Raw genomic sequence first — 18,834 nt, forward strand, 5'->3', positions numbered from 1 at the left:
CACATGTTCGATCGCACGCAGCTCTCACGCCGCCGCTTCCTCTCCAATTTCGCCTTTGCCTCCGGCGCGGTCGCAACCGGGGTCGGCAGCTGGGTGATCCCGGCGCCCTGGGCCAATGCGGCCGAAGCCCCCATCAAGGTCGGCATCGCGACCGACCTCACCGGCCCGATCGCCTATGCCGGCAATGCCGATGCCAACGTCGCGAAAATGGTGATCAAGGAGATCAACGCCGCCGGCGGTCTGCTCGGCCGTCCGCTCGAGCTCTACATCGAGGACACCGCGTCGAACGAATCGGTCGCGGTCGGCAACGTGCGCAAGCTGATCCAGCGCGACAAGGTCGACATGGTGCTGGGCGGCATCACCTCCTCGATGCGCAACGCGATCAAGGACCCCATCGTGGCGCGCGGCAAGACGCTCTACATCTATCCGCAGCTCTACGAAGGCAAGGAGTGCACACCCTATCTGTTCTGCACCGGCCCGACGCCGGCGCAGCAATGCGACGAGTTCATCCCCTGGCTGATCAAGAACGGAGGCAAGAAGTTCGCGCTGCCGAGCGCCAACTATGTCTGGCCGCATACGCTCAACGTCTATGCCCGCAAGGTGATCGAAGCTAACGGCGGCGAGGTCGTGTTCGAGGAATACTACCCGCTCGACCAGGTCGATTTCTCCGCGACCGTCAACCGCATCATCTCCAACAAGGTCGACGTGGTCTTCAACACCGTCATCCCGCCCGGCGTCGGTCCGTTCTTCAAGCAGCTCTATGAAGCGGGCTTCCTCAAGAATGGCGGACGGCTCGCCTGCGTCTACTATGACGAGAACACGCTCAACATCAATCAGGCCGCCGAGATCGAGGGCCTCGCCAGCTGCCTCGACTATTTCAAGGTGCTGACCAAGGAGAACCCGTTCGACGCCAAGCTCCAGGCGGCTTACGAGAAGGACTTTCCCGGCAACTTCCTGTTCGCCGCCGGCAGTGCGGCGACCGGCACCTATCGCGGCCTGAAGCTGTGGGAAGCCGCGGTGAAGGAAGCCGGCAAGATCGACCGCGAGTCTGTCGCAGCCGCGCTCGACCACGCCAAGATCGCCGAAGGTCCGGGCGGACCTGCCGAGATGGTGCCGGGCAAGCGGCACTGCAAGATGAAGATGTACACCGCCGTCGCCAAGGGCGGAAACTACGAGATCGTCGGCCGCAGCAACGGCCTCGTCGACCCCAAGGAATGCTGAGGCGGAATGCCGAAAGCAATGGGCGCAGTGAAGCAGGCAGTCCCCGCCGGGATCGGCGGGGAACAGGACGTTGCAATGGCCGGTAGCCGGGCGGCGGGACAGACCATATCGACGCGAAGGATACTGCCGATCGTCGAGGGCGTCGTGCTCATCGCGGCGCTGCTCGCGCCGCTGCTGCTGCAGGACTATCTCACAGTGTTCGCGACGCGCGTGATCATCCTCGCGCTGTTCGCGCTGTCGTTCGACCTGGTCTGGGGCTATGCCGGCATCATGAGCTTCGGCCAGGCCCTGTTCTTCGGCTCGGCCGGCTATGGCGTGGCGTTGCTCGCACGGGACCTCGACATCACCAACATCTTCCTGGTGCTGCCCGCGGGCACGCTGATCGGCCTCACCTTCGCGCTGCTGCTCGGCGGCTTCCTGCTGCTCGGACGGCATCCTTCCAGCGTGATCTTCGTCTCGCTCGGCACGCTCACCGGCTCCTACGCCGCCGATCGGCTGGCGCGCGGCTGGTATTATCTCGGCGGCCAGAACGGCATCCCCTCGATCGCGCCGATGACGCTCGGTTCGTACGAGTTCACGGAAGGGCCTTCCTTCTATTATCTCGTGCTCGGCATTCTCGTCGTGGTCTATCTGCTCTGCCGTTTCCTGGTGCGCTCGCAATTCGGTCTGGCGCTCGCAGGCCTGCGCGAGAACGAGCAGCGCATCGCCTTCTTCGGCTACAAGGCGCAGCACCTCAAGGCGATCATCTTCACCATCGGCGGCGGCGTTGCCGGGCTTGCCGGCAGCCTCTATGCCTTCCACGAGGGATTCGTCTGGCCCAACATGGTCGGCGTCGTGGTCTCGACGCAAGTGGTGCTCTACGTGCTGTTCGGCGGCTCCGGCACGCTGATCGGCGCCGTCATCGGAGCCGTCATCGTCGAGGGCGTCAGCTTCTGGCTCTCGGACAATTATCGCGATATCTGGCCGATCATTCTGGGCTTGCTGCTGCTGCTCGTCATCCTGTTCCGCCCGCTCGGACTGATCAGCTTCGTGCTCGGCGAGCGCGAGCGGGTTGGTAGCTTTGGTGCTGCCGCTAAGGAGAATCGCGATGCTCCTTGAAGCCGCCGGCATCAAGAAGATCTTCGGCAAGCTCACCGCGCTCGACGGTGCCGCGCTCAGCGTCGGTGCCAACGAATTCCACGGCCTGATCGGCCCCAACGGCTCTGGCAAGAGCACGCTGATGAAGTGCATCGCCGGCGCCGAGGTGCCGACGCAAGGCAAGGTGTCGTTCGTCAACACCGACATCACCGCGTTCACGCCGACCGAGCGCGCCCGGGCCGGCATGAGTCTGAAATTCCAGATCACCAGCGTGCTGCCGTCACTGACGCTGTACGACAACATCCTGCTCGCGCTGCAGGCGCAGTCCTCGCTGGTCGACCTCGTGTTCTCGCGCACCAGGGGCGCGCTGCATGACCAGGTCATGTCCATGCTGACGCAGTTCCGCCTTGCGAATCGCGCCTTCGAGGCCGCAGCGGCGCTGTCGCACGGCCAGCAGCAATGGCTGGAGATCGCGATGGCGCTCGCCGGCAAGCCGAAATTGCTGCTGCTCGACGAGCCGACCGGCGGCATGAGTCTCGAGGAGCGCCGCGTCACCGGCGAGCTGCTTCAGCCGATCAAGCAGCATTGCTCGCTCGTCATCGTCGAGCACGACCTCGATTTCATCCGCGACATCTGCGATCGCCTCACCGTGCTCGATCAGGGCAAGGTGCTGGCGTCCGGTACGGTGTCCGAGATCCAGGCCAACAAGGCCGTCCAGGAGATTTATCTGCGCCGTGCCTGAATTTTTGGACATCAAACATCTCGACGCCGGCTATGGCCGCAGCCAGGTGCTGTTCGACGTCAACCTCGGCATTCCCTGGCGCGGCGGCGTCGCCGTGCTCGGGCGCAACGGCGCCGGCAAGACCACGCTGATGAAGACCATCGTCGGCGAATTGCCGGCGTGGAAGGGCGAGGTCGGCTTCGACGGTCGCGACATCAGCCGCCGCGCCACCCAGGAGCGCGTGCGCGCCGGCATCGGCTACGTGCCGCAGGAGCATTCGGTGTTCGCGCGCCTGTCGGTGCGCGACAATCTCGCCGTCGGCTCGCTCGCGAGCAGGAACGCCGACGCCGTCGATCAGGTGCTGACCATCTTCCCGAAGCTCGGCCAGCGCCTCGACCAGCCCGCCGGCACGCTGTCCGGCGGCGAACGCAAGATGCTGGCGATCGGCCGCGCCATGCTCGGTGATCCCAAGCTCTTGCTGCTGGACGAGCCGACCGAAGGCGTCTGGATCGGCGTGATCGAGGAGATCACCGAACGCCTGATCGATCTCGCCAAGAGCATCGCCGTCATCATCGTCGAGCAGCACCTCGACCTCGCGCTGCGCGTCGCCGACTACGCCTATGTGCTCGACCGCGGCCGCGTCGCGCTGCAAGGCGAGGCGGGCGAGGTGCGGGGCAATCCGGAGCTGATGCGATATCTGGCGCCGTAGAGTGTCACTTGCCACCAGCTCCAAACCCCTCGCAACGCGCCCTTCAGTCCCGTCATCCTGAGGTGCGAGCAGCGCGATGCGTAGCATCGCGTAGCGAGCCTCGAAGGATGAACGGCCGAGCTGTCAGTCGGGCCGTCGCCCTTCGAGGGCCGCTGAAGAAGCGGCCACCTCAGGGTGACGATCAGAGATTGTCGATCGAGGGGGACCGGCACGAAAGTCGAGCGGTTACTACACCGCCCCAAGGCCGCCGCACCTTTCAATGGCGGCCCGCCAGCCGGCCGCATCGATCTTGGGAAGTTGGTAGCTCGTCGTCCTGCTCGAAATCGTCAGCGGCGACGCTCTCTCCATCAGGCCGAGCAGGCGCGCCTGGGCCCGCTTCCAGCGCTTGCCGAACAGCTCCGGGTCCTGCCTCGAGTAGCCCAGATCCCATTGGACGAAATTGGTCGCGTCGTCGTCTGCCGAAATCTCCTCGAATTCGCCAGCGAGCTCGATTGACTTGCGGCCGTTTCCGATCGTGATCGTCGCCTTTCCGGCGCGGCCGGCCTCGCCGGGATATCTTGCATGCAGGCCCAGAGCGCGTCCGCAGCCCAGCACGAACGTCACCTTGCCCTGATCCCTGTAGCTCAGCGAGGGAAGATCGCGATTGTCGAATTCCAGCTTCCAGCTTCCCGCAGTCGCGAGAGAGGGAGCCGTCAGGAGAGCCAAGGCAGGTGCAACGGCAAAGGCAAGGACGGCGGCCTTCATGGTCAGGTCCTTCGCGGGTTCGGAACGATCTTGATGTGCCGTGCGATGGCTTTGAGCAGCTCCGGGTCCTTGACCGCGACCGGCGGCGGCGGCTTGCCCTCGAGCGCCTGGCCGATCGTATGTCGCTGGTCATCCCTGGCCGCGATCTTGTCGCGATGGAAGGCAACGATCTCGGCAAAGGGATAGTCCAGCTCTTCAGCCGTCAATTCGGCGGTCAGCGCCTCGGCGGCTTCCCAGCTCGATGCCCGTCGCAGCACGTCGAGCAGCAGCAGGCGGGTATCGATCGAGGTGATCCGGGGCCCCTCGAGATGACGGGCGGCTCTGAGGCGGAGTGCAGCCGCGTCGGACGGCCGGTTGCTGTCGTCGGCCACCCATGCCGCCGACAGCGTGCTCAGGAACGCCGATCTCCGTTCTCCGTCATAGGCGTGCTGCGCGGCGCGCACCAGGAAGCGGCGCGATACCGGGTCGGGCGCAGGGTCGAGCGAGGCGGTGCGGAATTCGGCGGTATCGAGGAAGCTCCGCGCCCTCGCATCGCCCTTGTCGATGCTCGGGGCGACGTAGCCGCAATAGGGGCATTCCTGCAGCCAGCTTGCGATGGTCCAGCGGTACATTTTCGGCGGCCGCTGGTCGAGGTCGCGAGAGCCGAACGAGTTCGAGCTCATCAGCACGGAATGCTCGGAGGTCTTGCCGCAGCAATGGCATTGCAGCTTCCTGGTGTCGTAATCTGTCATCCGAGGTCCACCTACGCTCCCCATCGCTTTCGCTGATTGTCGCGAAACGTCTCCGACGCCTGGACCAGCGTCTCGAGCACGCCTTTCTGACTGCCGCCGTAGAGCACCTTCCGGTTGCCGGCCATGTCCAGGATGCTGCGACGAAAGATCGGCTTGCCGGCATCGAGGAAGGTCCGCAGCACCGCGAAGCCCCGCTCCAGGACCGGCTCGGCATCTTCCACCCGTTCGCGCGCATACCCCGTGGCGAGCTCCGCCAGGATCCAGAGCAGGGCCGCAGCGTCGTCTCCATAAGTCCGCTCGCAGATCTCCAGCAGCCGCTTCAGCAAAGGCTCGGCCTTCCAGAACTCTCCACAGTCGAGATAGGCCGATATCATGGCTTCGAGAGCCTTCTGAACCTCCAGGCTGTCGGGTCCAAATCGTTCCTCGATGATGTCGAGACCGGACGCGAAGGCGGTCACGGCCTTGCGCAGACTCTCGAATTTGGCCCCGTGTCGCTCCAGTTTGCAGGAATTGGCATGGACGATGGCGGAGGTGAGCAGCGTCCGGGCCGCTTCCTCGCTTCTCTTCCCGAATATCTTCTCTTTCAGATGCAGGCTGCGCTGCAGATTCGTCTCGGCGTCCTCCCACTTCTTCAATCGGGCGCCGATCTCGGCGAGCGTGTCGACCGCGCCTGCCACTTCGACGCTGACGGCGCCGTGGACCTTCTCGAGGATCGAGATGCTTCGCTCCAGAAAAGCCCTGGCGCGGGAATAATCTCCGGTGGAGGCCCATTTCCGGGCGATGGCTTCGCATTCCTCGGCGGCCTGCCAACTGTGCTCGCCGGAGAGCCTGGTCTTGATAGCCAGCCGCCGCAGCTGAAACGGCTCGACCAATTTGAAGTCGACGCGGCCTGCATGGCCGATCCATTCATCGAGGTCGCCCAGGATGGACTGCGGCCCATGCAGGCTCTCCTGGATCGAGATGCAGCGGTCGAGAAAGGGGATGGCCTCGACCGGGTCCTCGCTACGACAGATCAGCTTGATCAGCGTGCGCAGGGCTGTGACCACCTCGTCGCTGATCGGACCGTGGCGCTTTTCCAGCCCGGCGATGTGTCGAAGGTGGTTCTCTGCGTAGAAGGATGCCATGGACCGCTCTGTTCAACCTCCGCTGCTCAAAGCCGCATCCTGGCCAGTTTTTCGCCGCGAGTCCGGTTCGGTCGTGAGCCGAATGCCTTGCGGCACAGCGGCCCGAAGGCTTCGATGGATGCGAGGGCACCGGCGCCGACATCCGCGGGCCTGGCCTCGAAGGTCTTGACCCGCCCGTTCTGACCAACGATGGCGGTCACGTCGCAGAAGAAATCCTCGCGCCGCTCGCCTTGGTCGGCTGCCTCGAAGGTGGCCGTCGTCTTCATTCGCCAGTGATAGGCGCGGTCCTGGTCCTTGCGGCCGAAAGGGACGATCTGATCAGGGTGGCCGTATTTTCGCATCAGCTCGACGACGGCGGTGCCCCTGAAATCGTCGCGTGGTCCCGCCAGCGCGTGCTGGTCCGGAATTGCGACCGCCGACAGAACGAAAAGAAAAATCACCGTACGAAGGAAAGTGCGTTGCAGCATGCTTTTGGCTCTATCAGAGACAGTCGAAAGATATCTGATTACGTCCCGGCAACGCGGTTTGCACGCGCAACTTTCGGCCGAGCGAGAGCCGCTGGCGAACGATGCGGGGGGCCGCTCGCGATATTGCCGGATAACGCTTCCCGCCTTCGCTCTCCGAGCTACGGCTGACACCTCGCTCATCCGGGCTGTGCTCACCCGGGTTCTTCCAGCGTCAAACAGCCGACATGACATCGCGATCCCGCGGCGCTTTTCGCCCGGGTTTTGCTTCGCTTCTGGCGCCCTTCGGAATCGGAAGGGCGCAGGGAAGGCCGGGTACCGGCTGGCACCCGAGAGCCCCTGTGCAATGATGCGTAAGTTAACGCTCACAGGGGAGACACAGGTGCAGCCCGATAACCGGCCTTCCCTGCGCAGTGGGTTGACGGCTTATGTCGCGCTCTCCCCGGGGAGCGATGCACTCTTGCCCCCGTCGCCTCGCGAGATCGCTGATGTGCGCAACCCGGTCGGGCCCGCACACCACCGCGGAGACTTGACGCCAGCCTGCGGGCGCCAGGACCACACGATTTTGCCGTACGCAGCCAGCGTTGTCGTACCGCGCCCGCTGATCGCTCACGGGGACTACCCGCCCTGCGACCGCACCTGGCGCCAACACCGCCCGCGTCCACCGCAACTCACCCCACGAACCGTGACGATCGCGACCCGCCCCTTCCGGCAGGATGAGATGGCGAGGGAGTATAGGGTGTGTCGCGGTTCGGGTAAAGAGAAATTTTATTTATCCGAAGTAATTGAATTGGAGGAGTGTTATCTTGGTTTCGCAGAATACGTGGTTGGCGTCATGAAGAGCGCATGCTCAAGCGGTGGAGCGATTTCGAACATCTGCGCGTGGTTCCGAAAGTGAAAGACGCGCCGGACTCGATATTTGTCCCTTCTCTCCGCAGCAACGTCAACTTCGCGCTTGGTGAGCCAAAATGGCGTGCGTTCGTGCCCACACGTCGTCTTGATCTCCAATAGCCGCTCTTGCCCATCGGGTTCAAAGGAACGGACATCGTACCCGTAGCCGTCTCCGTCCAGATCGGAAACCCACCGAACGTTGTCGGCGAGATCCTCACGTCCAGCTCGTCGGAGGCGGATGCGCTCGAACTCTACGACGAACTTTTCTCCTGCCTTCCCCAAGCTGCGATTTCTGGCATCTCTCTCTGCAGGATCAAACTTTCCGACAAGTTGGCGGATCGCAGGCGGCAGCGTTTTTTCCATGTCGGTTAACTGTGGCGGAGCAACGAAGATCGCATCGTCATTCAGTGCCAGCGGTTGCGTATCTGTACTCGCCGGATAGAGAAAGTTCGGCTCGCGCCGAATATTGCGTTCGACGGCCGGCACCAGCGCATCCTGATAGTGCGCCAATGGCTTGTAACCGTTGATCCACTGCGCGCCCAATAAGTCCAGAACTGCAGAGATGTTCTGGAGCTTGCGTTCGATTGATCCTTTGGATCTACGGACCGTCGTCATGAGACGACGCCAATTGTCTGCCTTGCTGTAGGCGATACCCGCCTTTTCGGAGGCCAACATTCGGAAATAGCTGTCGACCACGGCGGAGATTTCAGTCTCCGTCCAAGGCGTCCCTGCAATGCCTTCGATCTGCTCGGGGTCCAAGCTTCTTCCTCTCGAATCCGAAGCGTATCAAGGGATCAATCGGGCGCAAGGTTGGCACTAGGAGCGCAGCAGCGAGCATCCTCCGCTTGCGCGGATAATGGCGGTGTCAACTCGGCTATACCGAGGAAAGCGCGGCTCTTGCCGCCCCCTACTTCACCGCCCCAAAGCGGCTGTCGAACGAGTTCGACGAGATCACCGGCGCGGCGCCCATGATCTGCGTCGCTTCACCCGCGCCATCGCTCACCGACGGCTTCAGCGCCGGCCGCGTTGCGGCGAGGCGGGTGTCGGGCTTTGCCGGCTCGGCGGGCTTGGCGGCCACGGTCGCAGCCGGCTTCGGCGCGTCCTTTGTCGCGTCCTTGGACTTGTCATGCCCCGGCACGAACCGGGTCACTGCGGCCTTGAGCCGCGACGCTGCGGTCGGCGGCGTCGTGGTCGTGGTGGCCGGAGCGACGGATGCGGTGGCTTGCGGCGGCGGGGTGGTCGCTGTCGTGTCGGATGAGCCCATGCCCATCTTGCGGCCGAGGTTGGAGAAGAACCCGCCGGATTTCTCAGTCGTCGGCGCGGCCGTGGCGACGCGGGCGCTGGTCGCGGGCGCGCTGACGGCGACCACCGGCTCTTCCTGCGGCGCAGGCGCGGACGCCACGGAATCGAGGTTCGGCTTGGGCGGATTGACGTGTCCGGGGATCGTGCCCGGCGCCTTGGCCATCGCCAGCATCTGCAGCGTGGTGCCTTCGGCGCCTTCCGACAGGCCGGTCGAGCCTTCCGGAATCTTCGCGGCAAAGATCTTGTTCATGCCGCCGTCGATGCCGGTGTTCATGCGCGCCACCGGCGTGCCCTTGGCGACCAGCTTGGCGTATTCCGCCTCGTCCTTGGCCTGCTTGCCCCGCACGGCGGCGACGACGTCCTCGGGGATCACATAGGCCGGGCACTTTGCCGAGGCGTCGAACACCGGATCGCGCTTTGCGTCCGCGGGCTTCGCCGCGTCGAAGACGTACTTCTTCTCGCAGAAATCGACCTTCGGCTCCTGCCGCGTCACCTCGAAATGATCATAGCCTTCCTTGATCATCTTCCAGAACGGCATGTTCGGATTGTTCCGGTGCTTGGCCATGTTCACCGGCGTCATCTTGAACGGATAGGCCTGCAGCTGGAACGCCTTCTGGCCGCCGAAGAAGGATTCGCGCCCGAGCGAATAGATCTCCGCGATCTGCTCGTCCGTCATCGCGTAGCAGCCGCGCGAGGAGCAGTCGCCATGCACCATCAGCTGCGAGCCGGTGCGGCCGAGAGCCTTGTCGAACGCGTTCGGGTAACCCGTGTTGAACGACAGGTAGTAGGCCGATTGCGGATTCATCTGGCTCGGGTTGATCGAATAAAATCCCTCCGGCGCCTGGCGGTCGCCTTCGCGCACCTTCGGTCCGAGATCGCCCGACCAGCGGCAGATCGGATAGGTCTTGAGCAGCGCGAACTGGCCGTTGCGAGCCTGCTTCCAGACCTCGAGCTCGGCCTCCTGCTTGAACAAGCGGACCAGGATCGGCGATTGCAAATCCATGTCCTTCTCGACCATCGCGGCGAGAAGCTTTGGCGGCACCGGCTGGTTGGCCTTGGCGTTGGTCGCGAGCGAGACCTGGTCGGTATCGCAGCCGGCCAGCAGGACGCTGGCCGTCATCAGCGCGACCGAAGCCAAAAGCGCGCGAGCAAGCGAACGAGAAATCAAGATGGACCCCACACCGTGCCGGGCATTGAAGCGCGAACCCCAATTCTGATGGAGCATGATCCGACCGGAGAACCGGACCCGTCGTGACGGGCTTTTTCAGCTCACGCCCCAGCGCTTATGCCCTGAAGCCATTGATTAAAATTCTAACCTCTGGGTCATGTGGTCGCAACCCGAGCGGGGATCACGAGCCCGTTGGCCCGTCGGCATGGTCAACGAAGACTGAATGGACGCGACTTGGGACGGAACTTGGGCTTCTTGGCCCATCTGGGACTCAGATCGCTGATTTGGGCAAAAAAAGGGTTAATGCGGGGTTACCGGGGGCGGCTGGGCTGGCTCTCGTGCCCCGGACGCTGCGCAGCGCTCCTTCAGCGGTGCGCTGCAGAGCCGGGGCCCACGCCCATGGCGATCTCCGGAGCCTGCCGGGTCCCGGCTCTGCGGAGCAGCGCTAGGGCGCTGCTCCGCGTCCGGGACACAAAAATCGCCGAATCAGCCCAGTTTCCGGCCGATATCGAGGAATTTCTGCCGCCGCTGCTTGCGGATGGCGTCGCCGTCGAGGCCCCGCAGCTCGTCGAAGGCCTTGGCGATGGCGTCACCAGTGGTGGCGATCATGGCGGCGGGGTCGCGGTGGGCGCCACCGACCGGCTCCTTCAAAATGCTGTCGATCACGCCGAAGCGCAGCATGTCCTGGGCGGTGATCTTCATGTTGTTGGCGGCTTCCTGCGCCTTGGTGCCGTCGCGCCAGAGGATCGAGGATGCCGCTTCCGGCGAGATCACGCTGTAGATGGCGTGCTCCAGCATCAGGACCTTGTTGGCGGTGGTAATCGCAATGGCGCCGCCCGACATGCCCTCGCCGGTGATGATGGCGACGTTCGGCACGGTCAGCGCCATGCAGGCATCGGTCGAGCGCGCGATCGCTTCGGCCTGGCCCCGCTCTTCGGCGCCGATGCCGGGATAGGCGCCGGCGGAATCGGCGAGCGACAGCACCGGCACGCCGAACCGCTCGGCCATCTCCATCAGCCGCACGCATTTGCGATAGCCCTCGGGGCGCGCCATGCCGAAATTGTGCTTGATGCGGCTCTCGGTGGAATCGCCTTTTTCCTGGCCCATCACGCAGATCGCTTCGCCGCGGAACCGGCCGAAGCCGGCGACCAGCGCCTCGTCCTCGCCAAACTTGCGGTCGCCGGCGAGCGGGGTGAATTCGGTGATCAGGCCCTTGATGAAATCGTTGAAATGCGGCCGCTGCGGATGCCGCGCGACCAGCGTCTTCTGCCACGGCGTCAGGTTCTGATAGAGGTCGGCCAGCGCCTGCGCCGCCTTGTCCTCGATCTTCCCGATCTCCTCGGAGATGTCGGTGCCGGAGGCCGCCAGCGTCCTGAGCTCGTCGACCTTGGAGTCGAGCTCGGCGACGGGCTTTTCGAAGTCGAGATAGCTGCGCATCTGGTCTTGCATCAACTCAATATAGGGAGGACGGGGCGAGGCGGCGAAGCGGATTCGAACCTACGGAAAGAAGTGTAGCTTCTTCAATGAGTTGACCTGTGTGCTGCGAGCGAGCCCGTCAAATCATGCGAAGGCCCCGGCTCTTTCTGCGGAGATGTGGCCGAAGTCAAGGCGGTTTCGGCCTCCGCCGTCGTCCCCGCCCACGCGGGGACCCATAACCACAGGGAGAAGTTTGGCGAAGATTGGCAGTGAAGAGGCCCTTCCGTAGGACTCACAGCGGCTGTCACAGATAGATCACGCGGTATGGGTCCCTGCGTTCGCAGGGACGACAGTCATTTCTCCGCCAGCGGGTGCAGGTCGCGCACGAGGCTCTTCAGCCGCTCCTCCACCACATGGGTGTAGATCTGCGTCGTCGAGATGTCGGTGTGGCCGAGCAGGGTCTGCACGATGCGCAAATCGGCACCATTGTGCAGGAGGTGGCTGGCAAAGGCATGGCGCAGCACGTGCGGGGAGACCAGCCGCGCCTGCAGCCCCGAGGCGACCGCGAGCTCCTTGAGGTCGCGGGCGAAATGCTGGCGCGTCAGATGCCCGCTCTCGCCGAACGAGGGGAACAGCCACTTGGAAGCGGCGAGGCTGTCCTTCTTCTTCTCCGTCTTCGCAGCCTCCGTCGCGGCGAGGTAATCCGCCATCGCCTGGCGCGAAGCCTCGTTGAGCGGCACCAGGCGCTCCTTGTTGCCCTTGCCGCGCACCACGATCATGCGTGCGTCGCGCTTGGCCGCCGAGCGCGGCAGCGCCACCAGCTCGGAGACGCGCAAGCCGGTGGCGTAGAGCACCTCGAGCAGGCAATACAGCCGCAAGGCGCGCAGCCGCTTCGCGGGCGAGGCATCCTCCGCCTCGCTCAATTCCTTGGCGCGGCGGAGCATGCGGTCGACATCGGCGATCGACAGCACCTTCGGCAGGCCGCGGCCGCGCTTGGGACCGGACAGGATCGCGGCGGGATCCTCAGCTCGGATGCGTTCGTTCAGCAGGAAGCGATAGAGATGCCGCATCGCCGACAGCCGGCGCGCGACGCTGGTGGATTTGAAGCCGCGGGCATCGAGATCGGCGAGATAGTCGCGCAGCGTTTGCGTCTCGGCGTCCGCAAATGTGTGGCCGACGCGGCCCAGAAATTCCGAGAAATCGGTGAGGTCGCGACGATAGGCGTCGAGCGTGTTGGGCCCGGCGCCCTGTTCCGCCGCGAGCATGTCGAGGAACAGGCCGGTGAGCTTGGCATCTGAGGGCTTGGTGCGCATGCCCGGGAGGCTAGCTCCTATTTCTTGAGAAACTTGTCCGGCGGGATCGTCACCGTCATTTCCCGCGACTTGGGGCTGACGAAATTGGCCAGTGCGAAGACCACGCCATAGACGATGCCGGCGATCACGGCGACGACCGTCAGGAAGCGGAACAGGCTGGGCATCGGCAAGGTCTCGGGAGCGGGTCTAGGGCAGGGCTTTTCGGTCAGGCCCTTGGCGGGCAAATTAACCAATGAAATCATCCAACATGTTCGCCGTTTCGTGGCAAGAGTCCACTGGCGAGGCCCCCTTTGGGGTCGTATAGGTGGCCAAAGCATGCCGCCTTTGGCGGCAAATCGAGCGAGACATGTCCGACGCCGCCCTGCCGATACCAGCTTCGCCCGAAGCCGACATCCTGTCGGCGCTCGGGGCGCGCTCGATCGTGCTCGTCGGTATGATGGGAGTGGGCAAATCCACCATCGGCCGCCGCATGGCTCTCCGGCTCAAGCTGCCCTTTGTCGATGCCGACACCGAGATCGAGACCTCGGCCCAGATGAGCATCCCGGAGATCTTCGAGCGCCATGGCGAATCGTATTTCCGTGACGGCGAGGCGCGGGTGATCGCGCGGCTGCTCGACAGCGGGCCGGTGGTGCTGGCGACCGGCGGCGGCGCCTTCATGCGCGAGGAGACGCGCGCGCGCATCGCGGCGAAGGCGGTGTCGATCTGGCTCAAGGCCGACCACGACGTCATCATGCGCCGCGTGCGGCGCCGCGCCGACCGTCCGCTGCTCCAGACCGCCGACCCTGAGGGAACCGTGACGCGCCTCCTCACCGAGCGGGAGCCGGTCTATAGCCATGCCGACCTCACCATCGCCTCGCGCGACGTGCCGCACGACAGAATCGTCGAGGAGACCATCGAGGCGCTGCGCGCGCATCTCTGTGGTGAGCAAGCCACCCAACCACCTGCCGACGTTGCGAGTGCGTTAAGATGACTGCGCCGTTGAAACATTCCGATCCCGTCAAGGTCGAGGTCGCGCTGGAAAACCGCGCCTATGACATCGTCATCGGCCGCGGGGCGCTGTCCTCGCTCGGCGAACGCGTCGCAGCCTTGCGTCCCGGCGTGCGCACCGCGATCGTGACGGATCGCACGGTGGCAAAGCACTGGCTCGAGCCCGCCGAGGCTTCGCTTGCCGCCAGCGGCATCCCGACCTCGCGCATCATTGTCGAGGAAGGCGAGATCTCCAAGACCTATGCCGGCCTGGAGAAGGTCAGCGAGGCCCTGATCGCCGCCAAGATCGAGCGCAACGATCTCGTCGTCGCGCTCGGCGGCGGCGTGGTCGGCGATCTCGCCGGCTTTGCCGCGGCGATCCTGCGCCGCGGGGTCGATTTCGTGCAGGTGCCGACCTCGCTGCTGGCGCAGGTCGATTCCAGCGTCGGCGGCAAGACCGGCATCAACTCGCCGCAGGGCAAGAACCTGCTCGGTGCCTTCCACCAGCCGGTGCTGGTGGTCGCCGACACCGCCGTGCTCGACACGCTGTCGCCGCGGCAGTTCCGCGCCGGCTATGCCGAGGTTGCCAAATACGGCGTGCTCGGCGACGAGGCTTTCTTCACCTGGCTTGAAAAGAACCATTCCGACATCTTCAAGGGCGGCTCGGCGCGCGAGCATGCGATCGCGACCTCCTGCCGCGCCAAGGCCGGCGTCGTCTCCCGCGACGAGCGCGAGACCGGCGAGCGCGCGCTGCTCAATCTCGGCCACACCTTCGGTCACGCGCTGGAAGCCGCGACCGGTTTTTCCGACCGCCTGTTCCACGGCGAGGGCGTTGCCATCGGCATGACGCTGGCGGCGCAGTTCTCGGCGAAGCTCGGCATGATCGGCGAAGCCGAGGCGGTGCGTGTCGAGCGGCATCTGATCGAAGCCGGTCTGCCGACGCGCCTGCAGGACATCGCGGGCTTTGCGCAGGAGGGGCTTGCCGATGCCGACGCGCTGATGGCCCTGATGGCGCAGGACAAGAAGGTCACGCGCGGCAAGCTCACCTTCATCCTGCTGGAGGCCGTCGGGCGCGCGGTGATCGCGAAGGATGTCGAGCCGGCCCCGGTGCGGGATTTTCTGAAAGAGAAGCTCGCGCAAAAGGTTTGATGCGCGATTGAACTTCTGTTGAGTGGTGCATGGACTGGCTCGGATTCACCATCGTCATTCTCTGTCTTCTCGTCTCCGGCTTCTTCGCCGCGAGCGAGACCGCGCTGACCGGCGCCTCGCGCGCCAGCATGCTCCGCCTCTCCAAGCAGGGTAATCACGACGCCGACGTCGTCTCCGATCTGCTCGATATGCGCGAGCGCCTGATCGGGGCGCTGCTGCTCGGCAACAACATCGCCAATATCGGCTCCTCGGCGATTGCCACCGCCATCTTCACGGCCTGGTTCGGCGATGTCGGCGTGCTCTATGCGACCGGCGTGATGACCGCGCTGGTCGTGATCTTCGCGGAGGTGCTGCCCAAGACCATCGCGATCAATGCGCCCGACCGCGTCGCGCTTGCGGTCGCGCGCCCGATGCGGCTGACGATGTACGTGCTGGGGCCGCTGCTGCGCATCGTCGAGGTCATCGTGCGCCTGCTCATGCGCCTGTTCGGCCTCGCCGGCGAGCACCAGGCGATCCTGTCGCCGACCGAGCGCCTGCGCGGCGCGGTCGACCTGTTGCACCACGAGGGCAAGTTCGAGAAGCAGGACCGCGACATGCTCGGCGGCCTCTTGGACCTGCGCGAGCTCCAGGTCTCCGACGTCATGATCCATCGCACCGAAATGATGATGATCAACGCCGATTTGCCGCCGGAGGAGCTGGTGCGCGAGGTGCTGGCGACCGAATACACCCGTATCCCGCTCTGGCGCGAGAAGCCGGAGAACATCATCGGCGTGCTCCATGCCAAGGACCTCTTGCGCGCGATCCGTGCTGCGGACGGCGATACCTCGCGCATCGACGTCTCCACCATCGCGCTGCCGCCCTGGTTCGTGCCGGAGATGCGGCCGCTGGCCGAGCAGCTCAAGGCGTTCCGCCGCCGCAAGACCCATTTCGCGCTCGTCGTCGACGAGTATGGCGAAGTCGAAGGTCTGGTGACGCTGGAAGACATCCTGGAGGAGATCGTCGGCGACATCTCCGACGAGCACGACGTCGTGGTCGCCGGCGTGCGCGCCCAGCCGGACGGCTCGGTCGTGGTCGACGGCTCGGTGCCGATCCGCGATCTCAACCGCGCCATGGACTGGCACCTGCCCGATGAAGAGGCAACGACAGTCGCCGGCCTCGTCATCCACGAGGCGCGCTCGATCCCCGATCGCGGCCAGAGCTTTACGTTCCACGGCTTCCGCTTCCGCGTGCTGCGCCGCGAGCGCAACCGCATCACTGCGCTCCGTATTTCACCGGTGCCGCGCGAGGCGGAGCTGGAAGAGGCGAAGCCGCGACGGGCGGGGACGTCGTTTTGATTTTCTTCTTACCCTCCCCTGGAGGGGGAGGGTAAGCGAAATCATCCTTCCCCCGGCGCCTTCGCCTGGATCGCGAGCGCGTGCACGCTGCCGGAGAGTTCCGCGGCCAGCGCCGAATTTATCATGCGGTGGCGCTCGACCCGGCTCTTCCCTTTGAAGGCATCAGACACGATATACACACGGAAGTGCGTCTCACCGCCGGGCCGATGGCCGGCGTGGCCTTCATGCAGATGTGACTCGTCGACGACATCGAGGCTTTCCGGCGTGAAAGCTTCCTGCAACTTGTTGCTGATAGTGTCTCTCATAGCCATGTATGTGCCATTCAGGTGCGCGATCGCACTCCGTCAATTGCATAGGCCGCCTCTGGCGGCCGTACGTCAAGTACGCCGAAGTGAAACTTCGGCTACGGGTTTCGTCCTAATTGCAATGTCAAGACTTGAAGGTTTTTGCATTGCGTAGTCAAAGTCAGCCATGCCGATCGATTCATCAAAGTTCTTCGACTCCATCCGCGTCAAGCCGCGGGGCAAGCAGCCGGAAGTGAAGCCGCGCGACACCGCCGTCGGTTGCGAATGGGCCGGATGCCAGAACAAGGGCGCGCATCGCGCGCCGAAGGGCCGCGAGAACCAGCGCGAGTACTGGCACTTCTGCCTGAACCATGTGCGCGAGTACAACCAGAACTACAATTTCTTCTCCGGCATGAATGCCGATGCCGTCGCGCGCTACCAGAAGGATGCGCTGACCGGCCACCGTCCGACGTGGAAGATGGGCGCCAATGGCGGCAAGAAGGGTGCGGAAGCCGAGATCGACATGGCGGCCGACCCGTTCAGCATGTTCAGCGAGATCAACGGCCGCGCGGGCTGGCGCAAGGGCCCCGAAGCCGCGCCCAAGGCCGAGACGCGCAAGGTGATGAACGCCGAGCGCAAGGCGCTCCAGGTCATGGGCCTCGGCCCCGATTCCACGCTCGCCGACGTCAAGACTAAGTACAAGGCCCTGGTGAAGCAGCACCACCCCGACGCCAACGGCGGCGACCGCTCGACGGAAGACCGCCTGATCGAAATCATCAAGGCGTATAATTATCTGAAGACGGTGGTGCGTGAGGCGTAAGGGCCTCGCGGGCGCTGTGTAGGTGCGAGGCACCTCGGCGCCAAACCCTCGGTGTCGTCCCGGACAAGCGGAGCGCAGATCCGGGACCCATAACCCCAGGGAGACGTTTGGCGAAGACTCATAGTGAAATGGTCTTCCCGTGGTCCTCACACCTGTTCTCACCGATAAATCACGCGGTATGGGTCCCTGCTTTCGCAGGGACGACAGCGGAGTGATTGACTCCGCTGTTGCGCCTCTTTCCGCGAGCTGGTCGCCTACGCCTCCGGCATCGCCCCCACATAGGACGAGCTCGGCCGGATCAGCCGCCCGGTCCGCCGCTGCTCGAGCGCATGCGCGGTCCAGCCTGCGCTACGTGCCACTGCGAAGATCGGCGTGAAGGCCTGCCGCGGAATCGCCAGCGCATCGAGCAGGATCGCGGTGAAGAACTCGACATTGGTCTCCAGCGGCCGCTCCGGATTTTTCTTGCGCAAGGCGGCGCGGATGTAAGCCTCGACCTCGCCGGCGAAGGGCAAATCGGTGCCGTTGGACGCCAGCGCCTCGACCGCGGTCTTGAGCACGTCGGCGCGCGGATCGCGCACGCGGTAGACGCGGTGACCGAAGCCCATCATCCGCTCGCCGCGGGCCAGCGCCGCATCCACCCAGGGCTGGATACGCTCGCGCGAGCCGATCGCGTCCAGCATCTCCAGCACCGGCTCCGGCGCGCCGCCATGCAGCGGGCCCGTGAGCGCGCAATAGCCCGCGGTGACCGCGGCAAACAGATCGGCTTGGGTCGAGGCCACCACGCGCGCGGTGAAGGTCGAGGCATTCATGCCGTGGTCGCTGGCGGTGACGAGATAGGCATCGAGCGCGGTGACCTCGCGGGTTTCAGGCGCGGCGCCACGCAACATCCGCAACGTGTCGGCGGCATGGCTCGCATTCGGGTCGGGCGCGACCGGCTCCAGCCCCTTGGCGCGCCGGACCAGCGCGCCTGCGATCACCGGAAACGCGCCGACGATCGTCGATTCGTGCTCGAGCCCGTGCTCGGCGCGAAGTCCTGCGACCGCCGCGCGAAACCCGTCGATGACGCCCATGCCGCGCGTTGCCGGCAGCAGGTCCGGCAGCCGCGCGAACGCGCGCTCGCGCGCCGCACCCAGGCTCGCCCGCACATTGGCTTCACTCAGGCTGGTCTTGTTGGCGCCGTTCCAGAGCCGGGCGGTGACGCCCTCGAAACTCGATTGGGCGGCGAGACGGCCGACATGCTCGCCGGCGATGATCAATTCGCCGCGCTCGCCGTCGACATGGCTCAGCACGGTCTCCGCCGCGGGAACGCCGTCCAGCCCGATCTGGCTTTTGGTGAGGTGGATGTTCATGGCCCAAATCTCCCTTTGCGTTGCACCAAGGAAAATTCGGGCCTCTCGACA

Annotated in this window: 19 protein-coding genes; 8 read left to right on the forward strand and 11 right to left on the reverse strand. The window is 64.8% G+C overall.

Annotated features, from left to right (window positions below; all coding sequences use genetic code 11):
* Nucleotides 1-3: 3 nt before the first annotated feature.
* The 4 genes from AABA86_RS27150 to AABA86_RS27165 are packed head-to-tail and all read left to right on the forward strand — an operon-like array spanning nt 4 to nt 3,728.
* Nucleotides 4-1,221 carry a substrate-binding protein gene (locus AABA86_RS27150; RefSeq protein WP_338309022.1) on the forward strand — a complete coding sequence of 406 codons (1,218 nt, stop codon included), beginning with the start codon at nt 4-6 and terminating at the stop codon, nt 1,219-1,221.
* Between the two features lie 6 nt (nt 1,222-1,227).
* Entirely contained in the window at nt 1,228-2,319 is a 1,092-nt protein-coding gene (locus AABA86_RS27155) for a branched-chain amino acid ABC transporter permease (RefSeq protein WP_338309023.1), read from the forward strand.
* Nucleotides 2,309-3,040 (forward strand): ABC transporter ATP-binding protein, encoded by a 732-nt coding sequence (locus AABA86_RS27160; RefSeq protein WP_338309024.1) that lies wholly within the window; start codon nt 2,309-2,311, stop codon nt 3,038-3,040. Before AABA86_RS27155 ends, AABA86_RS27160 begins: the two co-directional genes overlap by 11 nt.
* Entirely contained in the window at nt 3,033-3,728 is a 696-nt protein-coding gene (locus AABA86_RS27165; protein ID WP_338309025.1) for a branched-chain amino acid ABC transporter ATP-binding protein, read from the forward strand. Before AABA86_RS27160 ends, AABA86_RS27165 begins: the two co-directional genes overlap by 8 nt.
* A gap of 228 nt (nt 3,729-3,956) precedes the next feature.
* On the opposite strand, the gene AABA86_RS27170 is transcribed toward AABA86_RS27165, so the two are convergent.
* From AABA86_RS27170 to AABA86_RS27210, 9 genes are all read right to left on the reverse strand, one after another.
* Nucleotides 3,957-4,472, reverse strand: a complete 516-nt coding sequence (locus tag AABA86_RS27170; protein ID WP_338309026.1) for a hypothetical protein — start codon at nt 4,470-4,472, stop codon at nt 3,957-3,959.
* Between the two features lie 2 nt (nt 4,473-4,474).
* The gene (locus AABA86_RS27175; protein WP_338309027.1) at nt 4,475-5,203 is read right to left on the reverse strand and encodes a hypothetical protein; all 729 of its coding nucleotides are present in this window, start codon (nt 5,201-5,203) and stop codon (nt 4,475-4,477) included.
* An 11-nt stretch (nt 5,204-5,214) separates the two neighbouring features.
* On the reverse strand, nt 5,215-6,327 hold the full coding sequence (locus AABA86_RS27180; protein ID WP_338309028.1) for a tetratricopeptide repeat protein: 1,113 nt from the start codon (nt 6,325-6,327) through the stop codon (nt 5,215-5,217).
* A gap of 26 nt (nt 6,328-6,353) precedes the next feature.
* Nucleotides 6,354-6,794, reverse strand: a complete 441-nt coding sequence (locus tag AABA86_RS27185) for a hypothetical protein (RefSeq protein ID WP_338309029.1) — start codon at nt 6,792-6,794, stop codon at nt 6,354-6,356.
* A 798-nt stretch (nt 6,795-7,592) separates the two neighbouring features.
* On the reverse strand, nt 7,593-8,441 hold the full coding sequence (locus tag AABA86_RS27190) for a DUF3883 domain-containing protein (protein ID WP_338309030.1): 849 nt from the start codon (nt 8,439-8,441) through the stop codon (nt 7,593-7,595).
* Between the two features lie 148 nt (nt 8,442-8,589).
* Nucleotides 8,590-10,104 carry a L,D-transpeptidase family protein gene (locus AABA86_RS27195; RefSeq protein WP_338309031.1) on the reverse strand — a complete coding sequence of 505 codons (1,515 nt, stop codon included), beginning with the start codon at nt 10,102-10,104 and terminating at the stop codon, nt 8,590-8,592.
* 534 nt (nt 10,105-10,638) lie between these two features.
* A complete protein-coding gene (locus tag AABA86_RS27200; RefSeq protein WP_338309032.1) occupies nt 10,639-11,601 on the reverse strand; it encodes an acetyl-CoA carboxylase carboxyltransferase subunit alpha in 963 nt (320 codons plus the stop codon).
* A 320-nt stretch (nt 11,602-11,921) separates the two neighbouring features.
* Complete coding sequence (xerD, locus tag AABA86_RS27205) at nt 11,922-12,881, reverse strand: site-specific tyrosine recombinase XerD (RefSeq protein WP_338309033.1); 960 nt, start codon at nt 12,879-12,881, stop codon at nt 11,922-11,924.
* A gap of 17 nt (nt 12,882-12,898) precedes the next feature.
* Nucleotides 12,899-13,045 carry a hypothetical protein gene (locus AABA86_RS27210; protein WP_014439243.1) on the reverse strand — a complete coding sequence of 49 codons (147 nt, stop codon included), beginning with the start codon at nt 13,043-13,045 and terminating at the stop codon, nt 12,899-12,901.
* A 182-nt stretch (nt 13,046-13,227) separates the two neighbouring features.
* Between AABA86_RS27210 and AABA86_RS27215 the strand changes: the two genes are divergently transcribed.
* Genes AABA86_RS27215 through AABA86_RS27225 form a run of 3 tightly spaced genes read left to right on the forward strand, consistent with a single transcriptional unit; the run spans nt 13,228 to nt 16,330 of the window.
* On the forward strand, nt 13,228-13,851 hold the full coding sequence (locus AABA86_RS27215) for a shikimate kinase (protein ID WP_212247081.1): 624 nt from the start codon (nt 13,228-13,230) through the stop codon (nt 13,849-13,851).
* Complete coding sequence (aroB, locus tag AABA86_RS27220; RefSeq protein WP_338309034.1) at nt 13,848-14,996, forward strand: 3-dehydroquinate synthase; 1,149 nt, start codon at nt 13,848-13,850, stop codon at nt 14,994-14,996. Before AABA86_RS27215 ends, aroB begins: the two co-directional genes overlap by 4 nt.
* Nucleotides 14,997-15,025: 29 nt before the next feature.
* The gene (locus AABA86_RS27225) at nt 15,026-16,330 is read left to right on the forward strand and encodes an HlyC/CorC family transporter (protein ID WP_212247071.1); all 1,305 of its coding nucleotides are present in this window, start codon (nt 15,026-15,028) and stop codon (nt 16,328-16,330) included.
* 41 nt (nt 16,331-16,371) lie between these two features.
* Here AABA86_RS27225 and AABA86_RS27230 read toward each other — a convergent pair whose 3' ends face one another.
* Nucleotides 16,372-16,641, reverse strand: coding sequence for a BolA family protein (locus AABA86_RS27230; protein ID WP_338309035.1), 270 nt, complete (start codon nt 16,639-16,641; stop codon nt 16,372-16,374).
* A 160-nt stretch (nt 16,642-16,801) separates the two neighbouring features.
* Here AABA86_RS27230 and AABA86_RS27235 point away from each other — a divergent pair, with 160 nt between their 5' ends.
* The gene (locus AABA86_RS27235) at nt 16,802-17,434 is read left to right on the forward strand and encodes a J domain-containing protein (protein ID WP_028141863.1); all 633 of its coding nucleotides are present in this window, start codon (nt 16,802-16,804) and stop codon (nt 17,432-17,434) included.
* Between the two features lie 254 nt (nt 17,435-17,688).
* Here the strand turns inward: AABA86_RS27235 and AABA86_RS27240 are convergent, their stop codons facing one another.
* Entirely contained in the window at nt 17,689-18,783 is a 1,095-nt protein-coding gene (locus AABA86_RS27240; RefSeq protein ID WP_338309036.1) for a citrate synthase/methylcitrate synthase, read from the reverse strand.
* Between the last annotated feature and the right edge of the window lie 51 nt (nt 18,784-18,834).

The organism is Bradyrhizobium sp. TM233 (assembly GCF_036247965.1).
In the GTDB taxonomy this organism is placed as follows: domain Bacteria; phylum Pseudomonadota; class Alphaproteobacteria; order Rhizobiales; family Xanthobacteraceae; genus Bradyrhizobium; species Bradyrhizobium ottawaense.